21 protein-coding genes and 1 pseudogene are annotated in these 23,028 nt (G+C 60.5%); 14 read left to right on the forward strand and 8 right to left on the reverse strand.

Annotated features, from left to right (window positions below; genetic code table 11):
* Positions 1-442: 442 nt before the first annotated feature.
* The 6 genes from BWR59_RS08150 (at position 443) to BWR59_RS08175 (ending at position 6,125) form a co-directional block, all read left to right on the forward strand.
* Positions 443-1,798, forward strand: a complete 1,356-nt coding sequence (locus tag BWR59_RS08150) for a pitrilysin family protein (RefSeq protein WP_081565123.1) — start codon at positions 443-445, stop codon at positions 1,796-1,798.
* Positions 1,791-3,287, forward strand: a complete 1,497-nt coding sequence (locus BWR59_RS08155; RefSeq protein ID WP_081565124.1) for a pitrilysin family protein — start codon at positions 1,791-1,793, stop codon at positions 3,285-3,287. Before BWR59_RS08150 ends, BWR59_RS08155 begins: the two co-directional genes overlap by 8 nt.
* A complete protein-coding gene (gene rsmD, locus BWR59_RS08160) occupies positions 3,287-3,907 on the forward strand; it encodes a 16S rRNA (guanine(966)-N(2))-methyltransferase RsmD (RefSeq protein ID WP_081565125.1) in 621 nt (206 codons plus the stop codon). Before BWR59_RS08155 ends, rsmD begins: the two co-directional genes overlap by 1 nt.
* A complete protein-coding gene (locus BWR59_RS08165) occupies positions 3,891-4,913 on the forward strand; it encodes a hydrolase (RefSeq protein WP_143490794.1) in 1,023 nt (340 codons plus the stop codon). Before rsmD ends, BWR59_RS08165 begins: the two co-directional genes overlap by 17 nt.
* Positions 4,914-5,076: 163 nt before the next feature.
* Positions 5,077-5,805 carry an AzlC family ABC transporter permease gene (locus tag BWR59_RS08170; protein WP_081565127.1) on the forward strand — a complete coding sequence of 243 codons (729 nt, stop codon included), beginning with the start codon at positions 5,077-5,079 and terminating at the stop codon, positions 5,803-5,805.
* Positions 5,802-6,125, forward strand: coding sequence for an AzlD domain-containing protein (locus tag BWR59_RS08175; protein WP_081565128.1), 324 nt, complete (start codon positions 5,802-5,804; stop codon positions 6,123-6,125). The genes BWR59_RS08170 and BWR59_RS08175 overlap by 4 nt, the downstream gene beginning before the upstream one ends.
* A gap of 127 nt (positions 6,126-6,252) precedes the next feature.
* Here the strand turns inward: BWR59_RS08175 and BWR59_RS08180 are convergent, their stop codons facing one another.
* The 3 genes from BWR59_RS08180 to BWR59_RS08190 form a co-directional block, all read right to left on the reverse strand.
* Positions 6,253-7,107 carry a sulfurtransferase gene (locus BWR59_RS08180; protein WP_081565129.1) on the reverse strand — a complete coding sequence of 285 codons (855 nt, stop codon included), beginning with the start codon at positions 7,105-7,107 and terminating at the stop codon, positions 6,253-6,255.
* A gap of 63 nt (positions 7,108-7,170) precedes the next feature.
* Positions 7,171-7,857, reverse strand: a complete 687-nt coding sequence (locus BWR59_RS08185) for a TetR/AcrR family transcriptional regulator (protein WP_081565130.1) — start codon at positions 7,855-7,857, stop codon at positions 7,171-7,173.
* A gap of 73 nt (positions 7,858-7,930) precedes the next feature.
* A complete protein-coding gene (locus BWR59_RS08190; RefSeq protein ID WP_081565131.1) occupies positions 7,931-9,127 on the reverse strand; it encodes an MFS transporter in 1,197 nt (398 codons plus the stop codon).
* A 178-nt stretch (positions 9,128-9,305) separates the two neighbouring features.
* On the opposite strand from BWR59_RS08190, the gene BWR59_RS08195 reads away from it, so the two are divergent.
* From BWR59_RS08195 to ggt, 6 genes are all read left to right on the forward strand, one after another.
* On the forward strand, positions 9,306-10,745 hold the full coding sequence (locus BWR59_RS08195; protein ID WP_081565132.1) for a coniferyl aldehyde dehydrogenase: 1,440 nt from the start codon (positions 9,306-9,308) through the stop codon (positions 10,743-10,745).
* Positions 10,742-11,278, forward strand: coding sequence for a twin-arginine translocation pathway signal protein (locus tag BWR59_RS08200; protein ID WP_081565133.1), 537 nt, complete (start codon positions 10,742-10,744; stop codon positions 11,276-11,278). Before BWR59_RS08195 ends, BWR59_RS08200 begins: the two co-directional genes overlap by 4 nt.
* Before the next feature lie 35 nt (positions 11,279-11,313).
* A complete protein-coding gene (locus BWR59_RS08205) occupies positions 11,314-12,906 on the forward strand; it encodes a GMC family oxidoreductase (protein WP_081565134.1) in 1,593 nt (530 codons plus the stop codon).
* A 135-nt stretch (positions 12,907-13,041) separates the two neighbouring features.
* Positions 13,042-13,521: a pantetheine-phosphate adenylyltransferase gene (gene coaD, locus BWR59_RS08210; protein WP_081565135.1), complete on the forward strand. Its 480-nt coding sequence runs from the start codon at positions 13,042-13,044 to the stop codon at positions 13,519-13,521.
* Between the two features lie 111 nt (positions 13,522-13,632).
* The gene (locus tag BWR59_RS08215) at positions 13,633-13,884 is read left to right on the forward strand and encodes a YfhL family 4Fe-4S dicluster ferredoxin (RefSeq protein ID WP_081565136.1); all 252 of its coding nucleotides are present in this window, start codon (positions 13,633-13,635) and stop codon (positions 13,882-13,884) included.
* A gap of 78 nt (positions 13,885-13,962) precedes the next feature.
* On the forward strand, positions 13,963-15,705 hold the full coding sequence (gene ggt, locus BWR59_RS08220) for a gamma-glutamyltransferase (RefSeq protein WP_081565137.1): 1,743 nt from the start codon (positions 13,963-13,965) through the stop codon (positions 15,703-15,705).
* Here ggt and BWR59_RS08225 read toward each other — a convergent pair.
* The 3 genes from BWR59_RS08225 to BWR59_RS08235 form a co-directional block, all read right to left on the reverse strand.
* Positions 15,687-16,025 carry a multidrug transporter gene (locus BWR59_RS08225; protein ID WP_081565138.1) on the reverse strand — a complete coding sequence of 113 codons (339 nt, stop codon included), beginning with the start codon at positions 16,023-16,025 and terminating at the stop codon, positions 15,687-15,689. The genes ggt and BWR59_RS08225 overlap by 19 nt on opposite strands.
* Positions 16,026-16,142: 117 nt before the next feature.
* Entirely contained in the window at positions 16,143-16,955 is an 813-nt protein-coding gene (gene mutM, locus BWR59_RS08230) for a bifunctional DNA-formamidopyrimidine glycosylase/DNA-(apurinic or apyrimidinic site) lyase (RefSeq protein WP_081565139.1), read from the reverse strand.
* A gap of 39 nt (positions 16,956-16,994) precedes the next feature.
* Positions 16,995-17,861: an HDOD domain-containing protein gene (locus BWR59_RS08235; protein ID WP_081565140.1), complete on the reverse strand. Its 867-nt coding sequence runs from the start codon at positions 17,859-17,861 to the stop codon at positions 16,995-16,997.
* Between the two features lie 168 nt (positions 17,862-18,029).
* On the opposite strand from BWR59_RS08235, the gene BWR59_RS08240 reads away from it, so the two are divergent.
* Positions 18,030-19,226 carry a class I SAM-dependent rRNA methyltransferase gene (locus tag BWR59_RS08240; RefSeq protein ID WP_081565141.1) on the forward strand — a complete coding sequence of 399 codons (1,197 nt, stop codon included), beginning with the start codon at positions 18,030-18,032 and terminating at the stop codon, positions 19,224-19,226.
* 105 nt (positions 19,227-19,331) lie between these two features.
* Here the strand turns inward: BWR59_RS08240 and BWR59_RS08245 are convergent, their stop codons facing one another.
* Positions 19,332-19,748 carry a magnesium transporter gene (locus tag BWR59_RS08245; RefSeq protein ID WP_230981977.1) on the reverse strand — a complete coding sequence of 139 codons (417 nt, stop codon included), beginning with the start codon at positions 19,746-19,748 and terminating at the stop codon, positions 19,332-19,334.
* A gap of 233 nt (positions 19,749-19,981) precedes the next feature.
* On the opposite strand from BWR59_RS08245, the gene ilvD reads away from it, so the two are divergent.
* A complete protein-coding gene (gene ilvD, locus BWR59_RS08250) occupies positions 19,982-21,829 on the forward strand; it encodes a dihydroxy-acid dehydratase (RefSeq protein ID WP_081565143.1) in 1,848 nt (615 codons plus the stop codon).
* Positions 21,830-21,949: 120 nt separating this feature from the next.
* Here ilvD and BWR59_RS08255 read toward each other — a convergent pair.
* Positions 21,950-22,876, reverse strand: a pseudogene (locus BWR59_RS08255) (haloacid dehalogenase-like hydrolase); the annotation flags it as partial.
* Positions 22,877-23,028: the final 152 nt, after the last annotated feature.

A 23,028-nucleotide genomic window follows, 5' to 3' on the forward strand; every position in this document is an offset into this window, starting at 1 on the left:
CCGCTTGTTCATCGAGGGCTCTGCCGTTTACGCCATTTAAGCATCGCCTCCCGGCATCAGACGAAGAGTCCTACGTCGTAGCCATGGTCGTCGAGCAAACTGGCCGCTATCCTAGGGCGTGTCATCACATATTTCCACCGCCGCGTTGCCGCCTAAAAGCGCGCCAGACAAGGCGCAGGCCGCTGGGAATGTGCGTTTCCTTGCCAAGGCCTTCAACGCAGTAGGGCGCGCTTTTAGGCGACAACCCGGAGGGCCGGGGCTGAGATTACGCAGGGCGGCGGTGCTCGTCGTTCGTTTGGAATGACCAAACCACACTCCTCGCGCCTTGCCCTGCGTAATCTCAAGCTCCGGCGCGGCGGCGGAAATATGTGATGATACGCCCTAACCCCCGCGCCCGCCGACGCTAAGTTCAAGCAGGCCGCCTCGAAGGTTCAAATTACGAATGAATGCTCTCGCCCGCTGTGCCGCAGGCCTGCTGCTCGGCACACTCTGTTTGCCCCTCGCAGCCAACGCCGCCGACCCACAACCCACTTCCGAATTCACGCTGGACAACGGCATGAAAGTCGTTGTGCGCGAAGATCATCGCGCCCCAGTGGTGGTTTCGCAGGTCTGGTACAAGGTCGGCTCCAGCTACGAGACGCCCGGCCAGACCGGCCTTTCCCACGCGCTCGAGCACATGATGTTCAAGGGCAGCTCCAAGGCCGGCCCTGGCGAAGCGTCATTGATACTGCGCGATCTGGGCGCTGAAGAGAACGCCTTCACCAGCGACGACTACACCGCCTATTACCAGGTATTGGCCCGGGATCGCCTGAGCGTGGCGTTCGAACTCGAAGCGGACCGCATGGCGACCTTGAAGCTGCCGCCTGAAGAATTCGCCCGGGAAATCGAAGTCATCAAGGAAGAACGCCGCCTGCGCACCGACGACAAGCCCAACGCCAAGGCGTACGAGCGCTTCAAGGCCATTGCCTACCCGGCCAGCGGTTATCACACGCCGACCATCGGCTGGATGGCCGACCTCGACCGCATGAAGGTCGAAGAGCTGCGCCACTGGTACGAATCCTGGTACGTGCCGAACAACGCGACTCTGGTAGTGGTCGGCGACGTGAAACCCGACGAAGTGAAGGCGTTGGCCGAACGCTTCTTCGGGCCGATCCCGCGCCGCGACGTCCCGCCATCGAAAAAACCGCTGGAGTTGCCAGAGCCCGGTTTGCGTCAGATCACCGTGCATGTCGCCACCCAGATGCCGAGCTTGATGTACGGTTTCAACGTGCCGAGCCTGTCCACCGCGACCGATCCACAATCGGTGAATGCATTGCGCCTGATTTCAGCCTTGCTAGACGGCGGCTACAGCGCGCGCATCCCGACCCGCCTCGAACGTGGCGAAGAACTGGTGACCGGGGCATCGTCGGACTATGACACCTATGCCCGTGGCGACAGCCTGTTCACCATCAGCGCCACCCCGAACCAGCAGAAGAAGAAAACCCTGGCCGACACCGAAGCCGGGATCTGGCGCCTGCTGGACGAACTGAAAACCAAGCCTCCGACCAAGGAAGAGCTTGAACGGGTTCGCGCTCAGGTCATTGCCGGTCTGGTCTACGAACGCGACTCCATCACCAGCCAGGCCAGCACCATCGGCGAACTGGAAACCGTCGGCCTGTCCTGGAGACTGATCGACGGCGAACTGGCGGCACTGCAAAGCGTGACCCCGGAAGACATCCAGAAAGCTGCACGTACCTATTTCACCCGCGAACGCCTCGCCGTTGCGCACGTTTTGCCTGAGGAGAAAGCTCATGACTAAGCGCAACGAAACAGGCTTTGCGCGAACGCGGGCCCACTCACTGCTACTGGCGGTGACCCTCGGCCTGCTCGGCAGCGCCTCGGCGATGGCTGACACACCCGCCGAAGCCCCCAAGGCTATTGATAAAGCCGCCACCGCTCTTGAGTCGCTCAAAGAGCTCAACGGCAAGGCACCCGCGCGGCGCACGTTGAATATTCAGTCGTGGAAAACCGCCGAAGGCGCTCGCGTACTGTTCGTCGAAGCCCATGAGCTGCCGATGTTCGACATGCGCTTGCTGTTCGCCGCAGGCAGCAGTCAGGATGGCCCGACGCCAGGCATCGCGCTGATCACCAATGCCATGCTCAACGAAGGCGTCAAAGGGAAGGACGTCAGCGCCATCGCCGAAGGTTTCGAGGGGTTGGGCGCAGACTTCGGCAACGGCTCTTATCGCGACATGGCCATCGCCTCGCTGCGCAGCCTGAGTGCCGCCGACAAGCGTGAGCGTGCCTTGAAGCTGTTCTCTGAGGTGGTTGGCAAACCGACCTTCCCTGCCGACTCGCTGGCGCGGATCAAGAATCAGCTGATGGCCAGCTTCGAATATCAGAAGCAGAACCCCGGCAAACTGGCAGGCGATGAACTGTTCAAGCGTCTGTATGGCGATCACCCCTATGCGCACCCGAGCATGGGCACCGCGAAAAGCATCACACCGATTACTCTGGCTCAATTGAAAGCGTTCCACGCCAAAGCCTACGCGGCCGGTAACGCGGTCATTGCCATGGTCGGCGACTTGTCCCGTCCGGAAGCAGAAGCGGTAGCCGCTCAGGTATCGGCCTCGTTGCCGAAAGGTCCGGCACTGGGTAAAACAGTCGCGCCGAGCGAGCCCAAGCCCGGTGAAACCCACATCGAGTTTCCCTCCAAACAGACTCACCTGATGCTGGCGGAACTGGGCATCGACCGCGCTGATCCCGACTACGCCGCGTTGTCGTTGGGCAACTCGATCCTTGGCGGCGGTGGCTTCGGCAGCCGCCTCATGACTGAAGTCCGCGAGAAACGCGGCCTGACCTACGGCGTCTCATCAGGTTTCACCCCGATGCAGGCTCAAGGTCCGTTCATGATCGGCCTGCAGACGCGCGCCGAACTGAGCGAAAATACCCTGAAGCTGGTCACGGACATCACCCGTGACTTCCTCGCCAACGGTCCGACCCAGAAAGAACTCGACGATGCCAAGCGCGAGCTGGCGGGCAGCTTCCCGCTCTCGACTGCCAGCAACTCGGCCATCGTTGGCCAACTGGGCGCCGTTGGCTTCTATAATCTGCCTTTGACCTATCTCGAAGACTTCATGACGCAGTCCCAGAGCGTCACGGTCGAGCAGATCAAGGCGGTCATGAACAAACATCTGGACGCTGACAAGCTGGTGATCGTGACCGCCGGTCCGACCGTTGCGCAGAAGCCTCTGCCGCCCCCTACTGATAAACCCGCCGAGCAACCGCTTGGCGTTCCGGAGCACTAATGACCTCGACTTCCAAGCCGCCGCGTATTCACATGGGGCACAAAATCCACACAGGCCTTGGCCAATTGCGGATTATCGGCGGCGAATGGCGCAGTCGGCGGCTGAGTTTCCCTGACGGCCCGGGCCTGCGCCCGACGCCGGACCGGGTTCGCGAAACCCTGTTCAACTGGCTCGCGCCTTATATCGAGGGCGCGCGCGTGCTTGATCCGTTCGCGGGCAGCGGCGCGTTGTATCTGGAAGCCCTGTCGCGTGGCGCCAGCATGGGCCTGGCGCTGGACACCAACTCGGCCGCCATTTCCAGCCTGCGCGAGCATCTGGGTACTCTGCGCTGCGCGGTCGGCAAGACCCACGCCACCGATGCCCTGCGCTATCTGGAGACCCAGCCAGCGGAGCAGTTCGACGTCATCTTCCTCGACCCGCCGTTCCATCAGAACCTGCTGATTCCGGCCTGCACGTTGCTGGAAGAACGCAACTGGCTGGCCAATGACGCGTGGATCTACACCGAAAGCGAAACCGCGCCCTCGACTCTCGGCATGCCAGCCACCTGGCGTTTGCACCGAGAGAAGAAGGCCGGACAGGTGTATTACGCGCTGTGGGAACGCAGTGTCGTCGCCAGCTGACAGCCGGGCGTTCGTTCCGGCAAGCGGCCTGGGCAACCCTCACTTGCAGACGCTGTGGGGGCCGCTCTGGCGCAGGACCATTCACCTGGATCGCCGGCGTGAGCGCATGTGGCTCGAAGACGGCGACTTTCTGGACATGGACTGGTACGGCCCGCATGACGCCGAGGTGCCAGTGGTGCTGGTCCTGCATGGGCTTACGGGCTCGTCCAACTCGCCTTACGTCGTGGGCCTGCAACAGGCCATGGAGAAACGCGGCTGGACCAGCGTTGCGCTGAACTGGCGCGGCTGCTCGGGCGAGCCCAACCTGCTGGCACGCAGTTATCACTCTGGTGCAAGCGAGGACCTGGCGGCGGTCATCGCCCACATCCGCACGGCGCGGCCGTTGGCACCGCTTTACGCCGTCGGGTATTCGCTGGGCGGTAACATCCTGCTCAAGCATCTGGGTGAGTCGGGCCTGGACAGCAACCTGCAAGGGGCTGCGGCGGTGTCGGTACCGTTTCGTCTGGATGAATGCGCCGATCGGATCGGCCTGGGGTTTTCCAAGGTCTATCAGCGGCACTTCATGCGCGAGATGGTCGGGTACATCAAAGACAAGCAGCGGCGTTTTCAGCATGAAGGGCTGAGCGATGGCCTGGCAAGACTGGCGGCGCTCGGTTCGCTGGATAACCTGCGAACCTTCTGGGAATTCGACGGCAAAGTCACCGCGCCACTGAACGGTTTTGTCGACGCTCACGACTATTACCGACGTGCCTCAAGCCGCTACTTCCTTGGCGGCATTCGCACGCCCACATTGCTGGTGCAATCGCTGGACGACCCTTTCGTCTTCAAGCACAGCCTGCCCCATGCCAGCGAACTGTCAGCCGGCACTGTGTTCGACCTGCAAAAACGTGGTGGTCATGTGGGGTTTGTCGACGGCTCGATCAGAACACCGACCTATTACCTGGAGCGGCGAATTCCGGAGTGGCTGGTGGATGTGCATGGCGCGAATGACACTTCCGTTGCCTAGATCTCCGATGTAGGCGTCAGGCGTGTCGGCGGCGTCTTTGAGATCGCAACCGCCGGCAAGCAGACTGCTACAGATTTCGGGTTCGACGCAGCCAAACCTTGCAAGATCGTTCAAGACAGCACTTCATCGCGGGCCTACCATTCGGGACATAAGGAGAAACACCATGTCCCGCAATCAACTCTACGTTCGCGGCCTTCGCGACAGCGTGCCCATGCTGGTCGGCATTGCGCCGTTCGGCATCATCTTCGGAACCCTGGCAGGTGTCGGCGGCTTGTCGTTGTGGCAAGCAGTCGGGATGTCCATGTTCGTTTACGCAGGCTCTGCGCAATTCATCGTGATCAGCCTGATGGGCGCGGGTGCCAGTGCTGTGGTCATTCTGCTGACCACCTTCATCGTCAATCTGCGCCACGTGCTGTACAGCGCCACGCTGCAGCCACAAGTTCAAGGCTTGCCGCAGCGCTGGCGTTTGCTGCTGGCATTCTGGCTGACAGACGAAACCTTCGCCGTAGTCCAGCGCTATTACCTGGTTCACGGCCGTCAACCCCTCGCTCACTGGTATTGGCTCGGCGTGGCAAGCGCGCTGTATACCTGCTGGGTGGGCAGTTCGCTGGTTGGCGTGCTGTTCGGCCAGGCCGTGCCGGACATGGCCAGTTGGGGGCTGGAATTCGCCATGCTCGCGACCTTCATCGGCATCGTCGTGCCGTTGTTGCGTAATCAGCCACAAATCGCAGCGGCACTCGCAGCGGGCGCAGTGGCCCTCATGACCTGGTCACTGCCTTACAAGCTGGGCCTGATGGCGGCAGCATTCAGCGGCATTGCAGTAGGCGTTCTGCTCGAACGTCGGCAATCACCCCATCCCCAAGACGCGTCGGGCAAGGAGGTGCACTCGTGAGTTATTGGTGGCTGATTCTGGGGATGACCGCGATCACATTCCTGATGCGTTACAGCCTGTTCGCCTGGCCGAACTTGCGCTTTGCGCCTGTCGTGCGCCAAGGGCTGCATTACGTGCCGACAGCAGTGCTGACCGCCATCGTGGTGCCGGGAATGCTATTGCCCGATGGCCAGCATTGGCAGCTCTCGTTCGATAACGCCTATCTGCTGGCCGGGATTGCAGCGATCGGAATCGCAGCATTCAGTCGCAACCTGCTGGCGACCATTGGCGGAGGGCTGGCGGTGTTCTTCCTGTTGCGGTGGATGATGGGGCAGATCTGACCGCCTGTTTCGACGCGCTGTAGCGGTCCGGCTTGCCAGCGGTATCCAATTCGAACCGCCACCGCCGGCAAGCCGGACTGTTACTGGACAGGGTAACGCTTCAGGCGCAGCGCCCGACTCAGCCAATTCAATCCCCCGTAGCTACCCCACGTTCTGGATCGTTGATCCACTCGCTCCACGACCCCGCATACAAGCCGCCCAGTGGATAACCCGCCAGACACAGGGCGAACAGGTTGTGGCAGGCCGTGACACCGGAGCCGCAATAGGCAACCAGTTGCTCGGGAGCGCGGCCGTTCAGCGTTTCGGCAAACCGCTTTTTTAGCTGCTCTGCAGGCAGAAAACGCCCGTCAGGGCCAAGGTTGTCGGTGAAAGCGGCGCACTGCGCACCAGGGATGTGCCCTGCAATCGGGTCGATAGGTTCGACTTCACCGCGAAAACGCGCAGCCGCTCGGGCGTCGATCAGGGTCATATCAGGTTGTCCCAGTCGGGCCTGCAGGTCGTCCGCTGTCAACACCAGCGAATCGTCCGGCGTACCCTGGAACGTCCCCTCTGCATGCTGAGGCGGATCAAGGCTCAGCGGTAAGCCTGCTGCGTGCCAGGCCTTCAGCCCGCCATCGAGTACATACACGCCTTCGCGCTTGCCCAGCCAGGCCAGCAGCCACCATGCGCGAGCGGCATAAGCGCCAGGACCGTCGTCATAGAGCACGATTTCGCTGTCGCTGTTGACGCCCCAGAAGCGAAGGCGCTCGACCAGCGTTTGTGGATCGGGCAACGGATGGCGGCCTGTCACACCCTTGGTGATCGGCCCGCTGAGGTCATTGAGCAAGTCGGCGTAGGACGACCCCTCAATGTGGCCCTCAGCATAGCTGCGCTGCCCGTAGTCCACATCATCAAGGGAAGAACGACAATCGAGAATCACAAGCCCCGGCCGTTGTAGGCGCTCGGCCAGTTGTTGCGGGCTGATCAATTGCGCGATGGACATGACGGGCTCCTGCAGACAGTGAAAGTGGCTATAAGACAGTCGATGTAATTGGGTGAACGCGGCTCAGCCCGCGTCTTCCAGTGCCTTGTTCAACGGCACATAAAACTCTGCGCATAGTGCATGCACGGCATCCCGAGCCTCTGGCGTGACGTACGCCATTTCCAGCATCAATACCTGATACACCCCGCGACGGATGGCATCTTCGTTCAGATGCGTGGCGTTTTCGCGGGTCGTACAGAGGAAACGCACCCAAGACGTCAGAATGATCCAGGCATTGAGGGTCAGCGACTCGATCTGCACCTTGTCCATATCCAGAATGCCCGCCTCGACAAACCCGCCATAAATCGCCATGGCTTTGATCAGGCAGTGCTGGGAGAAGCGCCTGTAGCGATCGGCCAGTTCCGGATCGGCGTCGAGCAGATGCTCAAGATCGCGATGCAGAAACCGATAGCGCCACATGCCATCAAGCAGCGCCATCAGGTAATGGCGCTTGTCGGCGACATCGGGAAGACGCCCCTTGGGCGGGTGCAGAAAACTGTCGACCAGGGTTTCGTATTCGGTGAACAGCTCGGCGATGATCGCCTGCTTGTTGGGGAAGTGGTAGTACAGGTTGCCCGGCGAGATTTCCATGTGCGCGGCGATGTGATTGGTGCTGACGCTGCGCTCGCCCTGTTGGTTGAACAGCTCCAGGCTGCTCTGCACGATGCGTTCTCGGGTCTTGATGCGTAGAGTTTTTATGCGCGGCGCCATGCTCGACTCGAAGGTACGGACGTAACGGGAATGTGCTGGATCTTAACGCAAGCGTCGGCATGCGGGGCAATCTTCACGACTCGACGGACTCATGAACGCTGGCTCGACCGAACACCGCCACAGCAACGCCGATCAAACCGGCAGCCAGCGCCAGCAGAAGAATGACCCCGCGCAATCCCATCGACGCCGCCAGAACCCCGACCAACAGCCCGGCCAGCGGTTGCGACAGGTTGTTCAGCAGCGTGATCACGCCAACCGTCTTGCCGAAGTCGCGCAGCGGAATCACTCGCTGACGAATGGTGCGCATGTAGACATTGAACATCTTGTCGAAACCGACCACGAGCAGAAAGCCCACGAGATAGACTTCTGAAGCCGCGCCGGAAGCTGTGACCAAGGCGCCGAGGGTGATTGCGCAATACGACACCCGCCCCAGTACGGACAATGGCAGGCTGACACGCGCGAGCCCGAACAGAATGGCAATGGTCACCAGCGCACCGGACGCCTGAAGCGCCGCGTAGAAGTCTTTGCTTTCGCCGAACGAGCCGATGACCATCGCCGCCGAACTGGCGAGCGTCACACCCACGATGAGATTGACGCCCACTGCCAGGCAGATGATTTTCTTCAACTCGGCGCAACGACGGATATGGCCGAACGCGATACGCAATGGCTGTATCCAGACGTCGCGATGCTGCTCGAAGGTTTCCAGTACGACATGGCTGGAGCGCTGCCATTCACGCATCGCAAGGTCCGCCAGCACGAACAGCAGCGCCGCCCCTATGACCACTCCCGGCCACGGGCAGACTTCCAGCGAAAGCGCCGCCAGCAACGGCCCGAGCACAAGGCCGGTCTGGTCGGCGATCTGCGAGTACGACAGTGTCTTGCCGTATCGATAATCCTTGAAGATATGCGGCATCACCACTTCCCGCGCCATGATGCCCTGAGTCGTCAGTACGCCGCAGATGGCCGAAAGCAGCACCAGCCAGAAAATACCGCCGAAGACGACGTACAACGCCATCGCCCCTGCGCAAACCGCGGCGCGGTACATCTGGCTGATATGTAGCAGGCGGATCGGCGCAAACCTGTCGCACAGAGCTCCGCACAGCGGAAACGCAAGAAAGCGCGGCAGCGTCTCGACAAAAAATGCCAGCCCCGCCCAGGACGCGCTGTTGGTGGTTTGGAAGACGATCAGCGGCACGAGAAACAACAGAATCTGGTCGGCCAGCCGCGAGAGGAAAAGAGAAAAGAAGAAGGCCAGGTAATCCGTGCGCATTGAGACTCCATGTCAGGTGTTGCTAAGCGACCGTAATAGATCGACGCAGGCAGTCTGGCCCGCGGCCTTGCGCTGTGCAAGCAGACCACCGCTGATTTCACGAAGTCCGGTACGTCATTTGACTTTATAGAGTAATGACTCTAAAACCACTCTATAACTTCAAGAAGGAACTGCAGCGATGCCTGTCGAATCCGTACGCTTGCCCCTGCCAGACGATGCCCCGCCCCCACAGAGTGATCTCGAACGAATTTTCGACATGCAGCGTCAGGCCTTTGCGGCAAACCCGATGCCCGTCGCCGGGCAGCGCCAACAATGGCTCGACAGTTTGCGACAGCTGCTCAGCGACGAGCGCCAGGCCATCATCGAGGCGATCAGCGCCGACTTCAGCCATCGCAGCGCCGACGAGACATTGCTCGCCGAGTTGATGCCCAGCCTACACAACATCCATTACGCACGCCGTCATCTGAGAAAGTGGATGCGGAGCTCCCGGCGCAGCGTTGGCATGGCATTTCAGCCTGCGTCAGCCAAAGTCGTTTACCAACCGCTGGGCGTGGTGGGCGTGATCGTGCCGTGGAACTACCCGCTTTATCTGGCGATAGGTCCACTGGCAGGGGCTTTGGCGGCAGGAAATCGGGTCATGCTCAAGCTCAGCGAGTCGACGCCGGCCACTGGCGAGTTGCTGAAAAAGCTGTTCGCCAAGGTATTCCCCGAGGATCTGGTGGCTGTGGTGCTGGGCGAGGCTGAAGTCGGCGTGGCCTTCTCCAGATTGCCTTTTGATCATTTATTGTTCACAGGCGCCACCAGCGTCGGCCGCCATGTGATGCGCGCGGCAGCGGAGAATCTGACGCCGGTGACGCTGGAGCTTGGGGGGAAATCACCTGCCATCGTGTCCAACGATGTGCCGCTTGAAGACGCCGCCGAGCGCATCGCTTTCGGCAAGACACTCAACGCCGGACAAACCTGTGTGGCGCCGGATTACGTGTTGGTGCCCAGGAATCGCGTCGAGGATTTCGTCCAGGCGTACAAACGCGCAGTCACGGGCTTTTATCCCACATTGGCCGATAACCCGGACTACACCGCGATCATCAACCCCCGACATGTCGCGCGCTTGAACAGCTACCTGTCCGATGCCGTCGACAAGGGTGCGCGAGTGATTGCGCTGTACACACAGGGTCAAGGGCGGCGGATGCCATTCAGCGTGTTGCTGAATGTTCGCGACGACATGCTGGTGATGCAGGACGAGATCTTCGGCCCGCTGCTACCTGTCGTGCCCTACGACCGAATCGAGCAGGCGTTCGATTACATCAACCAGCGGCCACGTCCTCTGGCGCTGTATTACTTTGGCTACGACAAGGCCGAGCAACGCCGCGTGCTGGAGCAGACACATTCCGGAGGCGTTTGTCTGAACGACACCCTGCTGCACGTCGCTCAGGATGACCTGCCCTTCGGCGGTGTGGGCGCATCGGGCATGGGCCACTACCACGGCCACGAAGGTTTTCTCACCTTCAGCAAGGCCAAGGGTGTGTTCATCAAGCAGCGTTTCAATGCGGCTCGCCTGATCTACCCGCCATACGGCAAGGCAATCCAGAAGCTGATCTATCGGATGTTCGTACGATGAGTGCAGCGACGACCGGACTTTCCCGGCGCGGCGTTCTCAAGCTTGGGCTCGGGGCAACTGCGTTTTTGTCCACAGCAGGCGTCACGGCGAGTCTCAGCGGATGCTCCAGCAGTACTGCTGCGCCCGGATTCAGCGTTTTGCGAGCCAGCGATCTGCCTTTTTTGCGCGCGGCAATTCCCGTGATGCTCGACGGGGCACTGAGTAATATCCAGATCCCGACTGCTATCGAGCAAACCCTGCAAAGCCTCGATCATGGCCTGGCTCGGCTGTCTCCTGAAATGCTCAAACTCACTCGGCAGCTGTTAGACGTGCTGGCAATGGGGATCACTCGCGGGCCATTGACAGGCATTTGGGGCAGTTGGGAAAACGTTGACGCCGGGCAGATTCGGCACTTTCTTACGCGCTGGGAAAACAGCTCTCTGAATCTGCTGCGACAAGGCCACAGCTCTCTGCTGCAACTGGTGCTCATGGCGTGGTACGGCCGGTCCGAGTCATGGGCGCAATGTGGCTATCCTGGCCCACCAAAAGTCTGAACCAGCACCTAAAACAATAACAAGATCGAGGTTCTATGCCTGTTCCCGACACGTTCCGCGAAGGTATCGCTCGCGGCTGGAAAACCCATGACGGCTCGAAACTCGAGCAGGATCTCACCCTGGAAGCCGACGTCGCGATCATCGGCAGCGGCGCGGGAGGCGGCACAACGGCGGAAATTCTCAGCGCCGCCGGCCTCAAAGTGCTGATCATCGAGGAAGGCCCTCTGAAAACCAGCTCCGACTTCAAGCTGCTGGAAGACGAGGCCTATTCCACGCTCTATCAGGAAGGGATTGGCCGCATGAGCAAGGACGGCGCGATCACCATTCTGCAGGGCCGTGCGGTGGGCGGGACGACATTGGTCAACTGGACGTCCAGCTTTCGCACGCCCGTTCCGACGCTGGAACATTGGGCCAAAGAGCATTCTGTGAAGGGGCATAGTCCCGCAGAGATGGCGCCGTGGTTCGAGAAAATGGAGCAGCGACTGGGTGTGGCGCCCTGGATCATGCCCCCCAACGCCAACAACGACGTCATTCGCCTGGGCTGCGAGAAGCTCGATTACAGCTGGCATGTGATTCCGCGCAACGTGCGTGGCTGCTGGAATCTGGGCTATTGCGGCATGGGCTGCCCGACCAATGCCAAGCAGTCGATGCTGGTCACGACGATTCCCGCGACGCTGGAAAAAGGCGGCGAGCTGCTTTATCTGGCTCGCGCCGAACGCCTGATCATTCAAAACGGCAAGGTCCTTGGCGTGGAATGCGCGGCCATGGACGAACGCTGCGTCGCGCCGACGGGGCGCAGGATAACCGTCAAAGCACGCCATACGGTGCTTGCCGGGGGCGGCATCAACAGTCCGGCCCTGCTGATGCGTTCCAGGGCGCCCGATCCGCATGAACGTCTGGGAAAGAGGACCTTCCTGCACCTGGTGACCTTTTCTGCCGCGCTGTTCGATCAGGTGATCAACCCCTTTTACGGTGCGCCACAGTCGATCTATTCCGATCATTTCCAGTGGCGCGACGGCGTGAAGGGCCCCATGGCGTACAAACTGGAGGTCCCGCCTTTGCAGCCGTCTCTCACCAGCACGCTGCTTGGGGGATACGGCGCGAAGAACGCCGAACGCATGGCGAAACTGCCCCACACTCACATGATGCTGGCGCTGCTGCGCGATGGATTTCATCCTCAAAGCACCGGCGGCAATGTAGAACTGCGTGGGGACAACACGCCGGTGCTCGACTATCAGGTTTCGCCCTACGCCTGGGATGGCGTGCGCCGGGCGTTGCACAGCATGGCCGAAATCCAGTTTGCCGGCGGCGCCAAGGCTGTGATGCCGTTGCATGGCGACGCCGATTACGTGAAAACCCTGGCTGACGCCCGTTCGCTGATCGACAGCCTCAACCTGGAGATTTTCCGCACACGCCTGGGCAGCGCACATGTCATGGGAGGATGCGCAATGGGTGAGGACCCGGCGCACGCGGTCGTCGACAGCCTCGGCCGGCACCATCAACTGGAGAATCTGTCGATTCATGACGGATCGCTCTTCCCCACCAGCATCGGTGCCAACCCGCAGCTCTCGGTGTACGGGCTGACGGCGCAGCTGGCCACCGCGCTGGTCGACAGGCTGAAAAGCTGAGCCGCCGAAGGTTGCCCCATTCTTTTAGCGGTACGGGGCAGCGAGAGCCCCCGCCAGAACGTCAGCCTGACTTGGCCCACCGGGCATGCTGCGCTACCATCCGAGTCCCCTACGGACTCCGACCAGGACGACGCGATGAACCGAGTGTTGTACCCAGGCACCTTCGACCCTATCACCAAGGGCCACATCGATCTGGTCGAGCGTGCCTCGCGGATGTTCGATCAGGTGGTCATCGCAGTCGCCGCCAGCCCCAAGAAAAACCCGCTGTTCCCGCTGGAACAACGCGTGGACCTGGCGCGAGAAGCCACCAAACATCTGCCGAACGTCGAAGTGGTGGGTTTTTCGAGTCTGCTGGCGCATTTTGCCCAGGAGCAGAACGCCAATATCCTGCTGCGTGGGCTGCGTGCCGTTTCCGATTTCGAGTACGAATTCCAGCTCGCCAACATGAATAAACAGCTCGCCCCGGACGTGGAAAGTCTTTTTCTTACACCTTCCGAACGCTATTCATTCATTTCATCTACGCTGGTCAGAGAAATTGCAGCGTTGGGCGGGGATATCACTAAATTCGTACACCCGGCGGTTGCTCAGGCACTCAAGGAAAGATTCAAGCAGTAGCTGACGAATCGAGTCCTTGCGTCACGTGAAGGTGCATATCGAGCGCCGATGCGGCACAATTCGCTGCATTAGTTTTGATATGCCCCGGTGTCGACCGCGGCAGGAGTATCCATGTCCCTGATCATCACCGACGATTGCATCAATTGCGACGTCTGCGAACCCGAGTGCCCGAACGAAGCGATTTCCCAAGGTGAGGAGATCTACGTGATCAACCCGAACCTGTGTACCGAATGCGTTGGTCACTACGATGAGCCGCAGTGCCAGCAAGTCTGCCCCGTGGATTGCATCCCGCTGGATGAAAACCATGTGGAGAGCAAGGACGAGCTGATGGCCAAGTACACGTTGATTACCAGTAAGGCATAACCGTAGGCAGATTTGTCGGCATCCGCGCTTTCGCCGAAGACACTGGCTGTAATGCCTGTTGACCTGAGCGAGATACGCATGACATCAAAGCTGGAGCGGATACCCTCCTCGTTTGGCGCAGTTTTTCTACTGTGCGCCCTATCGGCTCAAGCCAGTCCAGATCACCCTGATCAGGCCGCCATTGCCAGCCCGCACCCCATTGCGACCGCCGCCGGTCGGGAAATCATGGTAGACGGCGGCAACGCTTTCGATGCCGCCGTTGCCATCAGTGCGACCCTCGCCGTAGTCGAGCCTTATGGGTCTGGCCTGGGAGGCGGCGGCTTCTTTCTGATGCGTCAGGCGGGAGATCCTGTTCTGTACCAGTTTCTGGATGCCCGAGAAAAGGCGCCACTCAAGTCGAAACCGAAGATGTTTTATCGCAACGGCGTCGCCCAGCCAGATCTTTCCCTGAATGGCCCCTTGGCGGCTGCGATCCCCGGTCTGCCTGCGGCATTGGTAGAACTCGCTGAGCGTTATGGTCGCTTGCCGCTGAGCGTTTCCATGGCCCCGGCCATTCGCATTGCCTACAGAGGCTTCAAGGTCGACGAGGTGTATCGCGAGCGCGCCAGCTGGCGGCTTTTTGCGTTGCGAACCAACAAGGAAAGCGCCCGACTGTTCCTGCGCAACAACGACGTGCCGGATCTGGGCGAGGTCATCAAGCAGCCTGAACTGGCGCAGACGCTGGACCGCCTTGCCGACAAAGGCCGCGCAGGGTTCTATAGCGGCCTGACCGCACAGGCAATGGTCAGCGGGGTCCGTGCCGCGGGCGGTATCTGGAATTACCACGATTTCGAAGAATACGACGTCATCACTCGCACGCCCTTGCGCTTTCAATTGGCTGATCAGCGAGAATTGATCAGCGCTCCGCCACCTTCGGCGGGTGGCATCGCGCTAGCGCAAAGTCTGTTCATGCTGCAGCAGCTGCCATGGCGGGAGTCCGAAAAGGTTCAGCGCGCTCATTACGTCGTCGAAGTGTTACGAAGGGCTTACCGTGACCGAGTGCTGTTCGGTGATCCGGACTTCGTGCCCAACCCTGTCTCTCAAGTGTTGGCACCGGATTACCTGTTGCAGTTGACGACCAGTATCGATCCGCATCGGGCAACGCCGAACAACATTCTGCCGCCGGCGCCTCGTTGGCGCGAAGGCGACAACACCAGCCACTTCAGCGTGCTCGACACCGAGGGCAATGCGGTGGCCGGCACCCTGTCGCTGAACCTGCCGTTTGGATCGACGTTCACCGTCCCCGGTACCGGGGTGATTCTCAACGACGAAATGGATGACTTTGCGGTCGACCCCAAGGGCAGCAATACCTATGGGTTGGTGGGAAGTCAGGCCAATATCATCGAACCCGGCAAGCGGCCATTGTCGAGCATGAGCCCGAGCTTCATCGAAGGCCCTCATTCTTTCACGGCATTCGGCACTCCAGGCGGCAGCCGGATTCCCAGCGTCGTGCTGCTGTCGATGCTGCAATATCTGGACGACCAACCCATCGCCAACTGGGCGTCCGCGCCTCGCTATCACCACCAATACATTCCTGACGTGATGGAGTACGAACCGGGGGCGTTCACCGAAGAAGAACTCAATGATCTGAAGGAGCGCGGTTATCGCCTGAAGGAGACCAAGCGCGACTTCGGCAATCAGCAGGTCTTGCTGTGGCGCAAGAACAACGCCAGCGTGGAAGCGGCGAGCGATCCTCGCGGGGTGGGAGTGTCAGCGACGTTCAGGCCTGACGCGCGGCTGAATATGGTGCGTACGTGCGCCGATCAGTCGTGCTTGCCGTAACCACTTGTCGTGCAACCCAGGCAGCGAACGAATGCTGCCTTGCCCGGATCGACCACCAGCGCCTTGCCGGTGGCGCCGAGGTTGCCGCCCGCTGCGGCGAAGGGTGACGCAATCACGAACAGGCCGGCGCCAAGGACGGTCGCCACGATCAATAACGGGCGGGCCACCAGCAAGTCACCGATCATCGCGTACGCAGGCGGATTCTGGATCTGATAGACCGGATCGCCACTGCCTGTCGCCTCGACCTGCGCCATTACCGGCGTCATTTGCAAGCCAAAGAACAAGGCCAGGGTAGCAGCGAGAATGCGAAACGGGCTCATGGCGTGATCCTTCAGGCGCAGCAAGAAAAATGATGGTGTTCACTATAAACAGGGATCGGGGTTAAGCAAGGGGATGTCTGTCTCATTCGCGACACACAGCCTGTAGGAACCTGCGTTCTACTTCTGGCATTTTGGGCAATAAACGCTCGCCCGCTGCCCCAGCTTGACCTCACGCAGCGTCGTGCCGCAGACCTTGCACGGCTGTTCGCCACGCCCGTAGGCGAACAATTCCTGCTGGAAGTAACCTGGCTGGCCATCGCCACCGATGAAATCCCGAAGCGTCGTGCCGCCGCGCTCGATGGCAGCCGTCAGAATGCGCTTGATCTCGATTGCGAGCTTTATATACCGCGCCTTGGAAACGCTCTTGGCTTCACGGCGCGGATCGATACCTGCGGCAAACAACGCCTCAGTCGCATAGATATTGCCCACTCCCACGACCACCGCGTTGTCCATGATGAACGGCTTGACCGCCATCGACCGCCCGCGCGACAGCTCGTACAGACGCAAGCCGTCGAACAGATCGGTCAGCGGCTCAGGCCCCAGGCGAATCAGCAATTCGTGATTGTGTGGATCGAGACTCCACAACATCGCGCCAAAACGCCTCGGGTCGGTATAGCGCAGCGCAAGCCCGGATTCGAGCTCGATGTCCACATGTTCGTGCTTGAGCGCCGGCAACCCCGCTTCCACTAATCGCAGATTGCCGGACATCCCCAGATGACTGATCAAGGTGCCCACCTCGGCCTGAATCAGCAGGTATTTGGCTCGCCGTTCCACCACCACGATCTTCTGACCGGACAGGCGCACGTCCAGGTCTTCAGGAATCGGCCAACGCAGACGCCGGTCGCGCACAATGACCCGGCTCACACGCTGCCCTTCCAGATGAGGCGCGATGCCGCGACGGGTGGTTTCGACTTCAGGTAATTCAGGCATGGGGCGGCTCGATGGCAGGCAAGACGCGAGCGCGCAGGATCAGTGCGCGCTCAGTTCTCGGATACTTTCTTTGAGATTCTCGAAGTCATAGTCGGACAGGCCGACATAGTCGAGGATCAGATGACCGATGCTGTTCCACTCATGGTCGACGGCCTGGTTGCCCAGCACGCGGTGCGACGAGCAGATGTGTTCGGCCATTTTCAGCGTCGCAAGGAGGTTTTTCAGTGGGGCATTGCGGCCAGAGTCGTCCTGAAAGATCGCCAGCGCATTGTGATGGTTGGCGATGGCATTGCTGACATGTTCCGGCAAACGCCAAGACTTGGCGGTGAAATAACCTACAACCGCGTGGTTCGTGTTGAGAATGCGGTTTTCAGTATCCACCACCCGGCATTCCGGCCCGGCTTTGGCGTACGCCTCTTCCAGCACGTTCATGTATTCGGGGAAACGTTTGAGCATCAACGGCACGCCGCAGTCGTGGAACAGACCGAGCGCATAGGATTCGTCGACAGTCTGTGAGCCGAGTCGCTTGGCCAGCGTCAGGCTGGTCATGGCCACATCCTGAGCGGTGTCCCAGAAGCGGTTGAGCACGACAATGGTTTCGTCGCTCATCTCGCCTTTGATTGACTGCGCGTTGATCAGGTTGATGACCGAGCGGCTGCCCAACAGATTCACCGCGCGTTGGATAGAGGCGATCTTGTTCGCCAGGCCGTAGTGGGCCGAGTTGACGATTTTCAGCAGGGCGCCAGAGAGGCCGGGGTCCTGCGCGATCAACCGGGCGATCACACCCAGATCAGGGTCGGGCATGTACTGCTCCATCTGCAAATCCACCATGATTTGCGGTTGGGGCGGAACGCTGATGCCTTGCAACGCCTGCTGGATCTGCTCGGAAGTAAGCTCTTGGGACATAAGTACACACTCAAGGTCAGGGCGCGATTCTAACCCTTACCGCCCATGCTTCGACAACCGTTGAAATACTCTTTGGATCCGACCGACCGCTAGCCGGTTAATTCACGGGAGCACGCCCGCAGGCAGGAACCCGCGCTATAATCCCGCTCTTTTTTCCGGAGCGACGTCATGTCCCTGCCTAGCTTGCGCCTCAAGCCCAACGCCGACCGTCGCCTGCGCGCTGGTCACCTGTGGATCTACAGCAACGAGATCGACGTTGCCGCCACCCCGCTCAACGGCTTCGCTCCAGGCGCTCAAGCGATTCTTGAAGCAGCTGGCGGCAAGCCGCTGGGCATCGTCGCGATGAGCCCGAACAACCTGATCTGCGCCCGCCTGCTGTCCCGCGACATCAAGCTGCCGCTGGACAAGTCGCTGCTGGTGCATCGCCTTAACGTCTGCCTGTCGCTGCGCGAGCGCCTGTTCGACAAGCCGTTCTATCGCCTGGTCTACGGCGACTCCGACCTGCTGCCAGGTCTGGTGGTCGACCGCTTCGGCGACATTCTGGTGGTGCAACTGGCCTCCGCGACTATGGAACAGCACAAGGACGAGGTTCTCGCGGCGCTGATTCAAGTCATCAAGCCAAGCGGCATCCTGCTCAAGAACGATTCCGCAGCGCGCGATGCCGAAGGTCTGAACCGCTACGTCGAAACCGCGTTCGGCCTGGTGCCGGAGTGGGTCGCGCTGGAAGAGAACGGCGTGAAATTCGAAGCGCCGGTAATGGAAGGCCAGAAAACCGGCTGGTTCTACGACCACCGCATGAATCGCGCGCGCCTGGCGCCGTACGTCAAAGGCAAGCGCGTGCTGGATCTGTTCAGCTACATCGGCGGCTGGGGCGTACAGGCTGGCGCGTTCGGCGCCAGCGAAGTGTTCTGCGTCGATGCATCGGGCTTCGCACTCGACGGCGTTGAACGCAACGCCGGTTTGAACGGGTTTGCCGAGAAAGTCACCTGCATCGAAGGCGATGTGTTCGAAGCGCTGAAGGAATTGAAGGCCGCCGAAGAACGCTTCGACGTGATCGTTGCCGATCCTCCCGCGTTCATCAAGCGCAAGAAAGACCTGAAAAACGGCGAAGGCGCCTACCGCCGCCTCAACGAACAGGCCATGCGCCTGCTTAGCAAGGACGGCATTCTGGTCAGCGCCTCCTGCTCGATGCACCTGCCCGAAGACGACCTGCAGAACATCCTGCTGACCAGCGCCCGCCATCTGGACCGCAACATCCAGTTGCTGGAACGCGGCGGCCAGGGCCCGGACCATCCGGTACACCCGGCAATTCCGGAAACGCGCTACATCAAGAGCATTACCTGCCGGTTGTTGCCCAATAGTTGATTTGCGGCGCTTTCACTGACGCCATCGCGGGCAAGCGCGCTCCTGCAGCAGGACTCGATCCACTGTAGAGGCGCGCTTGTCCGCAAACGTTTTAAACCGGCGCCCTTAAAGCCCCAGAATCACCGAAGCAATTCCGAAGTACACCAACACCCCCGCTGCATCGGCAATCGATGTAATCAACGGCCCGCTTGCCACCGCAGGGTCCATGCGCAGTCGGCTGAACAGGAATGGCAGGCTCATGCCAATGAGGCTGCCGATCAGCACTATGATCAGCATGCTGCTCGCCACCACCATGGAAACGTTCCAGCCTCCACGCATGGCACCCAGCAGCGCGACGGCCACGGCCATGGTTACGCCGAGCGCCAGCGCCACTGAACATTCGCGCCACAGCAGACGCAGCCAGTCTTTCATCACCACGTCCCCGGTCGCCAGGGCCCTGACCATCAGGGTCGCTGATTGCGCGCCCGCGTTGCCGCCGCTATCTACCAGCAGTGGCAGGAAGAACACCAATACAATATACAAAGCCCTAATAGAGGCACCGGATCTGTCTTGGCATTCCATCCGGCCGCCAGCGGTGTAGAATCGCGGTATTCATCGCCAATCATCCCCGGCGGGTTTATGAGCTCCGGTCGAGCGCGCAGCGATCCTGTGGCGTCACCGACCTCATCCGCAGCGACAGCTACCTGTCGTCGCTGCAAAGGACCAAGAGAAGCTCACTCCCTTACTGATACCTGATTAGCCGCCCGGAGTGCTCCATGCCTGATTACCGCTCGAAAACGTCCACCCACGGCCGCAATATGGCCGGCGCACGCGCCCTGTGGCGCGCCACGGGCATGAAGGACGAAGACTTCAAGAAACCGATCATCGCCATCGCCAACTCGTTCACCCAGTTCGTGCCGGGTCACGTGCACCTCAAGGACCTCGGCCAACTGGTCGCCCGCGAGATCGAGAAAGCAGGCGGCGTTGCCAAGGAATTCAACACCATTGCCGTGGATGACGGCATCGCGATGGGCCACGACGGCATGCTGTACTCGCTGCCGAGCCGCGAGATCATTGCCGATTCCGTGGAGTACATGGTCAACGCCCACTGCGCCGACGCCATCGTCTGTATCTCCAACTGCGACAAGATCACCCCCGGCATGCTCATGGCCGCACTGCGCCTGAACATCCCGGTCATCTTCGTCTCCGGCGGCCCGATGGAAGCCGGCAAGACCAAGCTCGCCAGCCACGGCCTGGACCTGGTTGACGCGATGGTCATCGCTGCTGATTCTTCGGCCTCGGACGAAAAAGTCGCCGAATACGAGCGCAGCGCATGCCCGACCTGCGGTTCGTGCTCCGGCATGTTCACCGCCAACTCGATGAACTGCCTGACCGAGGCCTTGGGCCTCGCGCTGCCAGGCAACGGTTCGACACTGGCGACCCACTCCGACCGCGAGCAGCTGTTCCTGCAGGCTGGCCGCACCATCGTCGAGCTGTGCAAAACCTACTACCGCGACAATGACGACTCGGTTCTGCCGCGCAACATCGCCAACTTCAAAGCCTTTGAAAACGCGATGACGCTGGACATCGCCATGGGCGGTTCGACCAACACCATCCTGCACTTGCTGGCCGCCGCTCAGGAAGCTGAAATCCCGTTCGACCTGCGCGACATCGATCGTCTGTCGCGCCGCGTTCCGCAGCTGTGCAAAGTCGCGCCGAACATCCAGAAGTACCACATGGAAGACGTCCACCGCGCTGGCGGCATCTTCAGCATTCTCGGCTCACTGGCCCGCGGCGGTCTGTTGCACACGGACCTGCCGACCGTCCATGCGAAGTCGATGGAAGAAGCCATCGCCAAGTGGGACATCACCCAGACCGACGACGAAGCGGTTCATCACTTCTTCAAGGCAGGCCCTGCAGGCATACCGACGCAGACCGCATTCAGCCAGTCGACCCGGTGGGAAACACTGGACGACGACCGTGAGAACGGCTGCATCCGTAGCGTCGAACACGCTTATTCGCAGGAAGGCGGTCTGGCCGTGCTGTACGGCAACATCGCGCTGGACGGTTGCGTCGTGAAGACTGCGGGCGTCGACGAGTCGATCCATGTGTTCGAAGGCAACGCGAAAATTTTCGAGAGCCAGGACAGCGCCGTGCGCGGGATCCTTGCTGACGAAGTGAAAGCCGGCGACATCGTGATCATCCGTTACGAAGGTCCGAAAGGCGGCCCGGGCATGCAGGAAATGCTTTACCCGACGTCGTACCTGAAATCCAAGGGCCTGGGCAAAGCCTGTGCGCTGCTGACTGATGGCCGCTTCTCGGGCGGTACCTCGGGCTTGTCCATCGGCCACGCTTCGCCGGAAGCGGCTGCCGGTGGCGCGATCGGTCTGGTGCGTGATGGCGACAAGGTGCTGATTGACATCCCGAACCGTGGGATCAACCTGTTGATCTCCGATGAGGAAATGGCTGCCCGTCGTGCCGAACAGGACAAGAAAGGCTGGAAGCCCGTCGAATCTCGTCCTCGCAAGGTAACCACTGCCCTCAAGGCCTACGCCCTGCTCGCCACCAGCGCCGACAAAGGTGCCGTGCGTGACAAGGCAATGCTGGACAAGCTGATTCCGTAATCGGCATCGGTAGCTACATAAAAAAACCGGCAGCGATGCCGGTTTTTTTTGTGAGCGCACCACAGCCTGTGTGGCAGTCCGGCTTGCCGGCGGTGGCGTTTGAATGCCCACCGCCGGCAGGTTGATCCACAAGTGAATCCCGCCTTTGTTGACGTCGACGCTGTGAAACAGCATGTAGCCATCGCTCGTTGGCGTGTCGCCGCCCACCAGCACCGGTTTCTTCCACTGATCGATGTACGTCAGGATCGCCGCCTGCTTGCCCGCCATCCAGGTCGCCGGGGTCCACAGGTAAGGGGTCAGCTCAAGGCCGAGGTTGGCCTTCTCGTCGTACTTGCCCGCCGTGATCTGCTTGCGTGCGGTGGTCAGCTCGCCGGTATCGCGGTTCTTCAACAGCGTGGTCACGCCGATAACATTCTGCGGTTTGACGTTGTAGCCGTACTTCGGATCGGACGCGACCATGCGTACCAGCTCCTCGGAGGCCGCGGTCATCACGTAGACCTCAATGCCGTTTTCCATCAGCTTGTTGTACAGCTCGGCTTGGCCGGTGAAGACCTTCGGCGGCTGGACCTCTATGGTCTTGACCGCATCGCCTTCGTAATAAGTGCTCGGCACGGGTTTGCCGGACGCCATCAGCTCGTCGACGTAGCCTTTGAGCTCTTTGAGGGTGAAACCGGAAAACACCTGCGCGACCCACGGGTAGCAAACCATGTCGTCGATTTCGCAGAGGCGGTAGTAGTAGCTGAACAGGCTCTCTTTGTGGTCGGCGGTGTCTTTGAACGGGATCAGCTTGAGGGAAGGATCGAGCTTTTCACGAGTGATCAGCCCTTTGTTTTCCATGAACGGCAGCAGCGACTCTTCCAGGTCGTAGCGATAGCTGGTGTTGTCCATGTCGAAAACGGCGAAATTACCCTTGTTGGCATTCGCCGCGATCATGGCGTTGAGCTGCTTGGCCGCAGGCTCGGGCCAGTGCTTGAGCTCCGTGGAATACGCCTGTCCGGCAAGGCCCAGACAGAGCGCCGCGGCCAACAGTTTTGGTGCGAGCTTCATAACGGTGTCCTCCCCTTTATTAGTTCGAGGCTGGACCGTAACAAAAAGCCATTACTGTTTTAATGCGTCAGCGACTGCGTACGTTCTGATGGCGTCACGTTGAGAACCATTCGCGACATATGACATAAAAACGACCTATGTGTGACAGGGGT

Origin of the sequence: Pseudomonas sp. Bc-h (genome assembly GCF_002080045.1) — a bacterium.
In the GTDB taxonomy this organism is placed as follows: Bacteria; Pseudomonadota; Gammaproteobacteria; order Pseudomonadales; family Pseudomonadaceae; genus Aquipseudomonas.